Genomic DNA, 10,828 nt, shown 5'->3' with positions numbered 1-10,828 from the left:
GTCGAGGCCGGCGTGGACCCGGGCCAGGGCGGTGCGGGCTCCGGCTTCACGGCGCAAAGGGGGCCTTCAGGACACGGGAGAACGCCCAGCGGTCATGGGGAACATCGGCAACCGCAAGTAGTCGACTACTTGCGTGAGGCCCCGGGCGAAAGTGCCCGGGTCGTAGTGCACGAAAGTCCCTGTCACGAAAAGAAAACCTTGCCTCAGCGAGGGTAATGAGCTCACTCTTGATCTTGTGTTCATGCCGATCGCCTTCGCGGTGGCGGGTGCCGGATCGGCGCTCGCCACCCGCGCCTGCCTGCGCCGGGCGGGGGCACCGGTGACGCCCTGGGCGGCGGCGCTCACGGCCGCGCTCATGGTCGCCGTCTGCCTCCGTCACCAGAGTGGCGCCTGGCAGGCGTGGTGGCTCGCGGTCCCGGCCGTACTGACGGTCTTCGCGGTCCCGCTGGCATTGGCCGACCTCAAGTACCGCCGCCTGCCCGACATCCTGACCCTGCCCGCGTATCCGGCGCTGGCCGCGGCAATGGCGATCGCCGCCTACGGGGGAGGCGCCGCCATCGCGTGGCGGGCGGTGCTGGGCGCGGTCGCTTTCGGCGGCGTGCACGCGCTCGTCCACACGTTGTCGCCGCGTTCCCTCGGCGCTGGTGACGTGAAGCTCGCCGGGAGCCTCGGCGCGGTCCTCGCCGCGATGGGCTGGCCGTCGGTCGTGCTCGGCGCGGTCGCCGCGGCGCTGCTGAGCGTCGCGCTCGCGGTGGGCGGACCCCGGCATCCCACGGTGCCGCACGGGCCCGGTCTCCTGGTCGCCGCGTGGGTGCTCGCCGTCTTCGCCGGACCTGGTCCGGGATAGCCCGGCCTGTCCCGGGACAGGCCGGGAGGTTGTGACAGGATCTGTCAGGTGTTGCGCTGGATAACCGCAGGGGAATCGCACGGACCCGCCCTCGCCGCCATCCTGGAAGGGATGCCAGCCGGGGTCGAGGTCACGACCGCCGAAGTGGGCGAGCAGCTCGCGCGACGGAGGCTGGGCTTCGGCCGCAGCCCCCGGATGGGCTTCGAGACCGACCACGTCGAGTTCACCGGCGGCGTCCGGCACGGGCTGACGCAGGGCGGCCCCGTCGCGGTCCAGATCGAGAACGCCGAGTGGCCCAAGTGGGAGAAGGTCATGTCGGCCGATCCCGTGCCCGCCGAGGAGCTGGAAGGCCTGGCGCGCAACGAGCCGCTGACCCGTCCCCGCCCCGGCCACGCGGACCTGCCCGGTATGCAGAAGTACGGCTTCCCGGAGGCCCGTCCGGTGCTGGAGCGGGCCAGCGCCCGCGAGACCGCGTCACGGACGGCGCTCGGCACGGTCGCCCGCGCGTACCTCCGGCAGCTGCTCGGGGTCGAGATCCTCAGCCACGTCGTGTCCATCGGCGGCGCTTCGGCGCCGGAGGGCCCGCTGCCCGTGGCGTCGGACCTGCCCGCCATCGACGAGAGCCCCGTCCGCGCCTTCGGCAAGGAGGGGACCGACGCGATGGTCGCCGAGGTCGACGCCGTGCGGAAGGCGGGTGACACCGTCGGCGGCGTGATCGAGGTGCTCGCCTACGGACTCCCGCCGGGCCTCGGCTCGCATGTGCACTGGGACCGCAGGCTCGACGCCCGTCTCGCCGGCGCGCTCATGGGTGTGCAGGCGATGAAGGGCGTGGAGGTCGGCGACGGCTTCACCACGGCCACGCGCTGGGGCAGCCAGGCCCACGACGAGATCGACCGCGGCACCGGGCCGGTCGGGGTGACCCGCCGGTCCAACCGCGCGGGTGGCCTCGAAGGCGGTATCACCAACGGTGAGCCACTGCGTGTCCGCGTTGCCATGAAGCCGATTTCGACCGTCCCCAAAGCACTGTCCACTGTGGATGTCACCACCGGTGAACCCGCGGTGGCCATCCACCAGCGTTCCGACGTCTGCGCGGTACCGCGTGCCGGTGTCGTGCTGGAGTCGGTGGTCGCGCTGGTCCTCGCCGACGCCGCGCTGGAGAAGTTCGGCGGCGACTCGCTGATCGAGAGCAAACGCAACGCCGAGGCCTACCTGAAGGCGCTCGAGGAGCGCTGGTGACTCCTCGCGCGGTGATCATCGGGCCGCCGGGCTCGGGTAAGAGCACGGTCGGCCCGGCGCTCGCCGCCCGGCTCGGCCTCGCCTTCCGCGACAGCGACGACGACATCGTCGCCAAGGCCGGCAAGCCCATCACCGACATCTTCGCGGAGGAAGGCGAACCCGCCTTCCGCGTGCTGGAAGCGGAGATGGTCGCGAAGGCGCTGGCCGAACACGACGGCGTCCTCTCCCTTGGCGGGGGAGCGCCGATCACCCCGGGCACCCGGGAGCGGCTGGCCGGGCACACCGTGGTCTTCCTCAACGTCGGGATGGCCGCCGGAGTCCAGCGCGCGGGGCTGTCCACCGCGCGCCCGCTGCTGGCGGGGGTCAACCCTCGCGCCACTTACAAGGCACTTCTCGACGCCCGGTTGCCGGTGTACCGCGAGGTGGCCACGATCGAAATCGAAACCGACCACCGCACCCCGGACGAGGTCGTCGAAGCCGCCGTCGCCGGGCTGACCGAAGACAGCAAGGAATGAGCATGAAGCGCACCATCGCCGGCGTTCTTCTCGCCGTCATGACCCTGACCCTGACCGCCTGCAGCGAGGAAAAGCAGCCCGCGGGCTCGGACGTGATCCAGACCAGCGGCGCGCAGAGCAGCTCGGCCGCCGCCTCGGCCTCGGCGGCACCCGACATGGATGCCGCCGCCGACGTCCAGGTCATGAAGTGCGACAGCAACAGCTACACCCCGAAGGTCACCATCGAGGTCACGAACAGCACCGGTGAGGACGCGCGCTACGCCGTCACCATCGCGATCAAGGACGCCACGGGCAAGGCCTCCGGTGAAGCGCTGTTCGCGAAGAACCGGATGACGCCTGGCCAGAAGGTGACCGAAGAGATCCCGGGAGACACCCCGGTCAAGGGCAAGATCTCCTGCGAGGTCGCCAGGGCAAAGCGGCTTCCGCCGAAGTGAGGGACACGATGACCGAGCCGGTCCGCATCACCGTCAACACCGTCAAGCCGTACGACGTCGTCATCGGCCGCGGCCTCCTCGGCGAGCTCACCGGGCAGCTCGCCGACGCCTCCAAGGTCGCGCTGATCCACCCGCCGACGCTGACGACCACCGCCGAGGCCATCCGCGACGAGCTGGCCGAGGCCGGGATCGACGCGCACCGGGTCGAGATCCCCGACGCCGAGGACGGCAAGGCGCTCACCGTCGCCAGCTTCTGCTGGGAGGTCCTCGGCCGCATCGGCCTCGACCGCCAAGGGGTGGTCGTCGGACTCGGCGGCGGCGCCGTCACCGACCTTGCCGGTTTCGTCGCCGCGACCTGGATGCGTGGCGTGCGCCTGGTCAACGTGCCCACCACGCTGCTGGGCATGGTCGACGCCGCGGTCGGCGGCAAGACCGGCATCAACACCGAGGCAGGCAAGAACCTGGTCGGCGTCTTCCACGAGCCGAGTGCGGTCCTCGTCGACCTCGCGACGCTGGAGACCTTGCCGCCCAACGAACTCGTCGCCGGGATGGCCGAGGTCGTGAAGACCGGGTTCATCGCCGACCCGCGCATCCTCGAACTCATCGAGCAGGACTCCGCCGCCGCCCTCGACCCAGGCGGTGAGGTCCTCGGCGAGCTGGTCCGCCGCTCGATCCAGGTCAAGGCCGACGTCGTCGCCGCGGATCTGCGCGAGTCGGATCTGCGCGAGATCCTCAACTACGGCCACACCCTCGGCCACGCCATCGAACGCCGCGAAAAGTACCGGTGGCGCCATGGTGCCGCGGTCAGCGTGGGGCTGGTGTTCGCCGCCGAGCTCGCGCGTCTGGCAGGCCGTCTCGACGACGCCACCGCCGAGCGCCACGTCGCCGTCCTCAAGCTGCTGGGCCTGCCGACCACTTACGATCCGGACGCGCTCCCGCATTTGCTGGAGACGATGAAGGGCGACAAGAAGACCCGCTCGGGTGTGCTGCGTTTCGTCGTCCTCGACGGGCTCGCCAAACCCGGCAGGCTCGAAGGGCCGGACCCGATGCTGCTCGCGGCGGCGTACTCGGCGGTGGCGGGAGAGGCCCCCAAATCCGGCGGGAGCGTGCTGCTGTGAAGGTGCTCGTCCTCAACGGCCCCAACCTCGGCAGGCTCGGCCTGCGCGAACCGGGGATCTACGGTTCGGCCACGCACGCCGACCTGGTCTCGTCCTGTGCCGACACCGGCAAGGAACTCGGGATCGACGTCGAGGTCCGCCAGACCGACCACGAGGGCGAGATGGTCGGCTGGCTGCACGAGGCCGCCGACGCCGGCTGGCCGGTGGTGCTCAACGCGGCCGCGTGGACGCACTATTCGATCGCGGTCCGCGACGCCGCCGCCCAGCTCAAGGCGCCGCTGATCGAACTGCACATCTCCAATGTGCACAAGCGGGAGCGGTTCCGGCACCACAGTGTGCTGTCGGATATCGCCACCGCCGTCGTCGCGGGGCTCGGGGTCGACGGCTATCCGTTGGCCCTGCGCTGGCTGGCCGCGAACGCGGGATGAACAACCCGCCCGAAATCAAGACCGCCCGGCTGCGGCTGCGCGCGCTCACCGAGGCCGACACCGAGGCGATCGTCGAGCTCTTCGCCGATCCGGCGTTGAGTGCTCATTTCGCGGTTCCGCTCACCGAAGCGGACCTTGTCCGCGAGATGGTCGGACGGCGGCTGTCCTACCGCGGCCCGGCCGGGATGGGGCATTGGGTGATCGAGCGGGACGCCGAGGTCATCGGTCTCGCGCATCTGCGGCCTTCCGCGGAGTTGCCCGGCGAGGTGCCGGAGATCGGCTACTACCTCGCGCGCGAGCACGGCGGACAGGGACTGGCGACCGAGGCCGCGACCGCGCTGCTGGAGCACGGACTCGGCGGGCTGGGGCTCTCCTCGGTGTGGGCGTTGGTCGGTGAGTCCAATGTGGCCAGTCTGAACCTGGTGCGGCGCTTGGGTTTCCTCGATGTCGGCAGCGGCGAGCATTACGGCAGCGGGCCGCACCGCGTACTCGTCGCGTTGCCGTCGACCCACGGGCTGGCGCACCACATCGAACTGTGGGTGCCGGATCTCGCGCGTGCCGAGGAAAGCTGGGGCTGGCTGCTCGGCGAACTCGGCTGGCGGGAGTTCCAGCGCTGGCCTGCCGGGGTCAGCTGGAGACTCGGCGCGACCTACCTCGTCGTCGAACGTTCTCCCGCGCTCAGCGGGGAAAAGCACGAGCGGACCGCGCCGGGCCTGAACCACCTCGCGTTGCACGTCGATACCCGCGAACGGGTGAACGAACTGGCCGCGAAGGCCGTCGAACACGGCTGGTCGCCGCTGTTCGCGGACAAGTATCCGTATGCGGGCGGTGATCAGCACTACGCCGCCTACCTCGAAAACACCGACGGCTTCGAGGTCGAGTTGGTCGCCCTACCGGGGAGCGACGTCACCCAACCGGGTTAAGCCTCGCTACACTCGGCCATCATGCGCCTTTTTCGTGGGGGTCGGCGACCCGCCCGTGTCGTGGTGGCCGCCCTCGCGGCCGGTGCGGTCCTGACGGCCTGCAGTGACGGCCTCGCCCAGCCCCAGGCCGACGGCAAGGGCGGCGGGATAGGCGGAGCCCCGCGGACGTCGAAAGAGGCGCCGCGGCCGATGGACGTCGAACTCGCGACAAGCGATCCCCGGCAGAGCGGCGGAGTGGTCGCCGCGGGCGATCAGGACGCGGTCTACAACTACGGCCCGACGGTGATGCGGGACGGCGGCAAACTCCGGATGTGGTGGTGCAGTCAGTACGGCAGCGCCCAGCCCGCCGGTGACGACATCCTCTACGCGCAGTCGTCCTCGCTCGACGGGCCCTTCACCGGTCCGTCCGGCGGTGGCCCGGCGGCGGTCTTCTCCGGCGCGCCCGGCGGATTCGACGGGATGCACACCTGCGACCCGTCGGTGCTCAAGGTCGGCTCGATGTACTACATGTATTACACCGGCGCGTCGGGCGACCACGCGCTCGGCAACTCGATCGGGCTCGCCACCAGCACCGACGGCCTCAGCTGGACCCGCGCCAACGGCGGGCAGCCGATCGTCGGGCCCGCACACGACGTCCACCGCGCCAACGTCTACGGCGCGGGCCAGCCCTCGGCGGTGTACCTCGACGGCTGGTTCTACCTCATCTTCACCGACACCACGGCCAAGGCCGCCGGGTGGAACGGCGCCGGGCAGTTCCTGCTCCGGGCCAAGGACGCGGCCTTCAGCAAGGGCGTGGAAACGCTGGGGGAGCAGGGCTTCGTGGCCAAGCCCAGCACGATCTCGCCACGCACCCGTTCGCTGGTCGACGGGTTCAGCACCGACCTGATGTGGGTTGGCGCGCTCGACGCGTTCGTGATCGCGCACGAGACCGACACCGGCACCACCCTCACCTTCTGGACCAGGGATTTCACCGCGCAGCCGTACCGGCAGGCGCTCATCCCCGGTGCCTGGAAGGAGGGTCCCGGCCTGGTCCGGCGGCCCGATGGGCACGCGCCGCTCTCCTCGGGCGACGTCTGCGAGAGGGTGCCGTTCGACGTCGTCCGCGCCACCGTCGTCGGCGGCGCGGGGGCGCCGACCGACCTCGAACATTTCGGCATGGACGTCCGCGGCTCGCGAGCCTGCGACAGCGACGCCCGGACCCGGACCGCGTTCGAAGGCGTCGCGATGCCTTCGCCGCAGCGGACCATCGACCTGGTGGCCGACGGCAAACTGGTGCGGGTGGACCGGCGCTCGGTGGCCGCGGTGCTCGCGGGCGAGGTGCTGGACCAGCGGCTCAAGGCCGTCGAGAAGTTCCCGCAAGCCGCGCGCCTGAGTGCCGGGGCGAGAATGGTGCGCGCGCCCGGCCGCGGATTCGGTGTGGTGCTCGACGGCAAGATGTTCGCCGTGCCCGACGCCGGGGCGGCGGCGCTGAACGACTCCGCCGTCGAGGAGATCAGCGATCAGGCCTGGGACGGCTTCCCGGCAGGCTTCTCACTCGCGGGCTGAGATTCTTCTTCCTCGTCGTCGTCTCGGGTCTTGGTGATCCGGCCGCCGACGAACAGGCCGAGCCCGGCCGGGATGAGCACCAGCAGGGCCGAGAACGCGGCGCCGCCGGTGAGCGCGCCGGCGAGTTCGGACGCGCCGGTCTGGTCGACGAACACCGCGCGGCCGATCACGTACAGCACACCCGAGACCGGGCCGGCGATCAGCGCCGCGATGAACCAGTTCCGGCCGCGATCGGGTTTGTCCTGCCAGGCGTCCACCGCGCTCCAGCCCGCCGCCGCGCCGACGAGGACCGCGAGCGCGAGAGCGGTGACGAGGGTCTTGTCGGTGGGGTTGAAGACCTCGTACTTGGCCAGCACGGTGACGGCCGCGCCGTGCAGCAGCGCCATCACGAGTCCACGAGTCAGCCACGGTGCCATGCGTGGAGTTTAACTCGCGAGTAGCCGCAGTCACCCCCGCCCGCCGGTGGTGATGCTTTTGCCACCTACCGACGGGACCGACGCAGGGACCGGCGGACCGTCTTCTCGGAAGCGCGCCAGCGCGACGAGAAGACTTCACCGTCGCGCGCCCTCTTTTGGGCCGGAGGCCCACGGAAACGTATTGCAGGGCGCCTTGCCCGGCCACGTGAGTTGCGAGCGGGTCCAGCGCCCTGCGAGACGTTTCCGTCAGCGCGCGACATAATACGACAGTGCGTGAATACTTCTCTCGCCGCCGTGCGGCGCTGCGTTCCCTGCTCACCGATTCCGGGGTGGACGCGCTGCTGGTCACGGACCTGCTCAACATCAGGTACCTGACCGGCTTCACCGGGTCCAACGCCGCTCTCCTCGTCCACGGGAGCGGCGACGACAAGACGATCTTCTGCACCGACGGCCGCTACACGGTCCAGTCGGCGACCGAGGTGCCCGACCTCGAACGGGTACTCGATCGGGCGAGTGCGGCGAAGCTCGCCGATCTGGCGGCCGAAAAAGAGTTCGGCAAGACCGGGTTCGAGAGCCAGCACGTCAGCGTCGAGCAGCACGAGGACCTGAAGGTGCGCTTCGACCGCGTCCCGCTGATCCGCACCCCTGGGCTCGTCGAGCAGCTGAGGCTGGTCAAGGACGAGCAGGAGATCGAGGCGCTGCGCCAGGCGTGCGCGGCCGCGGACAGGGCGTTGGAAGACCTGGTGGACGCCGGTGGGCTGCGGCCGGGGCGCACCGAGCTGGACGTCGCCCGCGACCTCGAGAACCGGATGCTCGGCCACGGGTCGACGGGACCGTCGTTCGACACGATCGTCGCGGCGGGCGTCAACTCCGCGATCCCGCATCACCGGCCGACTTCGGCGGTGCTCGCGACAGGCGACTTCGTCAAGATCGACTTCGGCGCCACCGTCGACGGCTACCACTCCGACATGACCCGCACCTTCGTCCTCGGCAAGCCCGCGGCCTGGCAGGAAGAGGTCTACGAGCTGGTCCAGCGCGCGCAGGCGGCGGGCTGTGACGCCGTCTTCCCCGGCGCGGAAGTGTCCGATGTGGACAAAGCGGCGCGTGAGGTGATCGTCGGCGCGGGGCGCGGCGAGGAGTTCGGTCACGGCCTCGGGCACGGCGTCGGACTGCAGGTGCACGAGGCGCCCAGTCTCGCTACCACGGGCGTCGGTACACTGACCGCCGGTATGGCGGTCACCGTCGAGCCTGGTGTGTATCTGCCGGGCCGCGGTGGCGTGCGCATCGAGGACACGCTGGTCGTGCGGGAAGGTACGCCCGAACTCCTCACGCTGAGCACCAAGGACCTCGTGGTCGTCTGACGGCGGCCCGGAAGATCGACACAGGAGACTGCACACTCGTGGCCACCACCAACGACCTGAAGAACGGGCTCGTCCTCAACCTCGACGGCCAGCTGTGGACCGTCACCGCGTTCCAGCACGTCAAGCCGGGCAAAGGCGGCGCGTTCGTCCGCACCACGCTCAAGCACGTGCTGACCGGGAAGGTCGTCGACAAGACCTTCAACGCGGGCACGAAGGTCGATACGGCCACCGTCGACCGCCGCAACATGACCTACCTGTACAAGGACGGCACCGACTTCGTGTTCATGGACTCGGAGACCTACGACCAGATCACCGTGCTGGCCGAGACCGTCGGCGACAACGCGAACTACCTGCTCGAGAACTTCGAGGTCCAGGTCGCGGTGCACGAGGGTGTCCCGCTGTACATCGAGCTGCCGACCTCGGTCGAACTGCTCGTCCAGCACACCGACCCCGGCCTGCAGGGCGACCGCTCCACCGGCGGCACCAAGCCCGCCACCCTGGAGACCGGCGCCGAGATCCAGGTGCCGCTGTTCCTCACCACAGGCGAGAAGATCAAGGTCGACACCCGTGACGGCCGCTACCTGGGCCGCGTCTCCAACTGATGGCTGACTCAGGCAAATCCGGGCAGAATCGATCCAAGAAATCGCCGAACCGCGGTGGGCCGATCAGTCGTCGCCAGGCCCGCAAGCGTGCCGTCGAGATGATGTACGAGGCCGCCCAGCGCGGCTCCGACGCGGTGACGCTGCTGGCGGACCGGGTCGGTTCCGTCGAGGTGGACCCGATCGGGGACTACACCATCTCGCTGGTCGAGGGTGTCACCGGGCGCAAGGCCCAGATCGACGAGCTGCTCTCGGAACACGCTCAGGGCTGGACGCTGGACCGGATGCCGCCGGTGGACCTCGCGGTGCTCCGGGTCGGCGTCTACGAGCTGCTGTGGGCCGAGGACGTACCGGACCCGGTCGCCATCGACGAGGCCGTCGGGCTGGCGAAGGAACTGTCGACCGACGACTCGCCGAGGTTCGTGAACGGCGTACTCGGCCGGATCGGCACCATCGCCGACCGCCTCAGGGCTGTCTTATAATCGCGCTGCCGCGATCGTGCTGCCAGGGCGCTCTTCAGCATTGACTCTCACGTCATGCTGTAGGGCGCCCTGCCATCACGATCGCGGGGCCTGCCGGCCAAAAGGGCGCGACTCCAAAGGATCAAAAGACCGTGGTCACCGTTGACGTGGTCGCCTTCGACGGGGTCACGCTTGCCGTGGTCGCCTTTGCCGTGGTCACCGTTGACGTGGTCACCTTTGACGGGGGCACGGTTGCCGTGGTCACGGTTGTCGGGGTCGGGGTCGGGGTCGGGGTCGCGGTTGCCGTGGCCGTGGTTGCCGTGGCTGGGGGTGCGGTTGTGGGGGTGGCGGTTGTCTTGGGCGGCTTGGGGGTGCAACGTTCTCGGCCCCCCGACCGAAAACGTCCTCAACTTCAGTCCTCTTTGGACGGTCGAGCCTCTGGCGGCAGCACACCCCAGTCGATCAGCTGCTCGGTGAGCTCGCCCGGGGTCATGTCGTAGATGATCGCCAGCGAACGCAGGTCTTCGGTGCGGATCGAGAGCACCTTGCCGTTGTAGTCGCCGCGCTGGCTCTGGATGGTGGCCGCGTAGCGGGCGAGCGGTCCGACCTTCTCCGCCGGGAGCTGCTGTAGGCGCTCCAGGTTTATGACGATCTTCGTGGCCGGCTCGGCACCCGAGGGCACCCGGCCCTCCGGCAGCAGTTCGACCACCGGCACGCCGTAGAAATCGGCCAGCTCGGCGAGCTTCTGCACGGTGACGGCGCGGTCGCCGCGCTCGTACGAACCGACGACGACGGCCTTCCAGCGGCCCCCGGACTTCTGCTCGACCCCGTGCAGGGACAGGCCCTGCTGCTGGCGGATCCCGCGGAGCTTGGCCCCGAGCGCCTTGGCGTAATCGCCCATCTGGTGGTTCTCCGTTTCCTCACCCCCAATCGGTCGGGGTGACC

At 70.0% G+C, this 10,828-nt stretch carries 13 protein-coding genes; 11 read left to right on the top strand and 2 right to left on the bottom strand.

Going from position 1 to position 10,828, the window contains the following annotated elements; genetic code table 11:
- Positions 1-241 precede the first annotated feature (241 nt).
- The 8 genes from AB0M65_RS11705 to AB0M65_RS11670 are packed head-to-tail and all read left to right on the top strand — an operon-like array spanning position 242 to position 7,046.
- Entirely contained in the window at positions 242-847 is a 606-nt protein-coding gene (locus AB0M65_RS11705; protein ID WP_364025263.1) for an A24 family peptidase, read from the top strand.
- A 48-nt stretch (positions 848-895) separates the two neighbouring features.
- On the top strand, positions 896-2,083 hold the full coding sequence (aroC, locus tag AB0M65_RS11700; RefSeq protein WP_364025260.1) for a chorismate synthase: 1,188 nt from the start codon (positions 896-898) through the stop codon (positions 2,081-2,083).
- Positions 2,080-2,598: a shikimate kinase gene (locus tag AB0M65_RS11695; protein ID WP_364025257.1), complete on the top strand. Its 519-nt coding sequence runs from the start codon at positions 2,080-2,082 to the stop codon at positions 2,596-2,598. The genes aroC and AB0M65_RS11695 overlap by 4 nt, the downstream gene beginning before the upstream one ends.
- 2 nt (positions 2,599-2,600) lie before the next feature.
- The gene (locus AB0M65_RS11690) at positions 2,601-3,032 is read left to right on the top strand and encodes a hypothetical protein (protein ID WP_364025255.1); all 432 of its coding nucleotides are present in this window, start codon (positions 2,601-2,603) and stop codon (positions 3,030-3,032) included.
- An 8-nt stretch (positions 3,033-3,040) separates the two neighbouring features.
- On the top strand, positions 3,041-4,150 hold the full coding sequence (aroB, locus tag AB0M65_RS11685; protein ID WP_364025252.1) for a 3-dehydroquinate synthase: 1,110 nt from the start codon (positions 3,041-3,043) through the stop codon (positions 4,148-4,150).
- Positions 4,147-4,578, top strand: a complete 432-nt coding sequence (aroQ, locus tag AB0M65_RS11680) for a type II 3-dehydroquinate dehydratase (protein ID WP_364025249.1) — start codon at positions 4,147-4,149, stop codon at positions 4,576-4,578. The genes aroB and aroQ overlap by 4 nt, the downstream gene beginning before the upstream one ends.
- Positions 4,575-5,501, top strand: coding sequence for a GNAT family N-acetyltransferase (locus AB0M65_RS11675; protein WP_364025246.1), 927 nt, complete (start codon positions 4,575-4,577; stop codon positions 5,499-5,501). The genes aroQ and AB0M65_RS11675 overlap by 4 nt, the downstream gene beginning before the upstream one ends.
- A gap of 60 nt (positions 5,502-5,561) precedes the next feature.
- Positions 5,562-7,046 (top strand): beta-xylosidase, encoded by a 1,485-nt coding sequence (locus AB0M65_RS11670; protein ID WP_364025277.1) that lies wholly within the window; start codon positions 5,562-5,564, stop codon positions 7,044-7,046.
- Here the strand turns inward: AB0M65_RS11670 and AB0M65_RS11665 are convergent.
- Entirely contained in the window at positions 7,001-7,432 is a 432-nt protein-coding gene (locus tag AB0M65_RS11665; RefSeq protein ID WP_364025274.1) for a B-4DMT family transporter, read from the bottom strand. The genes AB0M65_RS11670 and AB0M65_RS11665 overlap by 46 nt on opposite strands.
- 299 nt (positions 7,433-7,731) lie before the next feature.
- Here AB0M65_RS11665 and AB0M65_RS11660 point away from each other — a divergent pair, with 299 nt between their 5' ends.
- Genes AB0M65_RS11660 through nusB form a run of 3 tightly spaced genes read left to right on the top strand, consistent with a single transcriptional unit; the run spans position 7,732 to position 9,904 of the window.
- A complete protein-coding gene (locus AB0M65_RS11660; protein WP_364025243.1) occupies positions 7,732-8,823 on the top strand; it encodes a Xaa-Pro peptidase family protein in 1,092 nt (363 codons plus the stop codon).
- A gap of 38 nt (positions 8,824-8,861) precedes the next feature.
- Entirely contained in the window at positions 8,862-9,425 is a 564-nt protein-coding gene (gene efp, locus AB0M65_RS11655) for an elongation factor P (protein ID WP_364025240.1), read from the top strand.
- Entirely contained in the window at positions 9,425-9,904 is a 480-nt protein-coding gene (gene nusB, locus AB0M65_RS11650) for a transcription antitermination factor NusB (RefSeq protein WP_364025237.1), read from the top strand. Before efp ends, nusB begins: the two co-directional genes overlap by 1 nt.
- A 391-nt stretch (positions 9,905-10,295) precedes the next feature.
- Here the strand turns inward: nusB and AB0M65_RS11645 are convergent, their stop codons facing one another.
- Entirely contained in the window at positions 10,296-10,784 is a 489-nt protein-coding gene (locus AB0M65_RS11645) for a helix-turn-helix domain-containing protein (protein WP_003096372.1), read from the bottom strand.
- Positions 10,785-10,828 lie beyond the last annotated feature (44 nt).

Source organism: Amycolatopsis sp. NPDC051071, from assembly GCF_040682875.1.
GTDB lineage: Bacteria > Actinomycetota > Actinomycetes > Mycobacteriales > Pseudonocardiaceae > Amycolatopsis.
This window is presented reverse-complemented; position numbering and strand designations above follow the sequence as displayed.

Coding starts and splice junctions, on each gene's coding strand:
- AB0M65_RS11690 (WP_364025255.1), top strand. CDS start 2,601: ATGAAGCGCACCATCGCCGGCGTTCTTCTCGCCGTCATGACCCTGACC.
- aroB (WP_364025252.1), top strand. CDS start 3,041: ATGACCGAGCCGGTCCGCATCACCGTCAACACCGTCAAGCCGTACGAC.
- AB0M65_RS11645 (WP_003096372.1), bottom strand. CDS start 10,784: ATGGGCGATTACGCCAAGGCGCTCGGGGCCAAGCTCCGCGGGATCCGC.
- AB0M65_RS11665 (WP_364025274.1), bottom strand. CDS start 7,432: ATGGCGCTGCTGCACGGCGCGGCCGTCACCGTGCTGGCCAAGTACGAG.
- AB0M65_RS11705 (WP_364025263.1), top strand. CDS start 242: ATGCCGATCGCCTTCGCGGTGGCGGGTGCCGGATCGGCGCTCGCCACC.
- AB0M65_RS11675 (WP_364025246.1), top strand. CDS start 4,575: ATGAACAACCCGCCCGAAATCAAGACCGCCCGGCTGCGGCTGCGCGCG.
- nusB (WP_364025237.1), top strand. CDS start 9,425: ATGGCTGACTCAGGCAAATCCGGGCAGAATCGATCCAAGAAATCGCCG.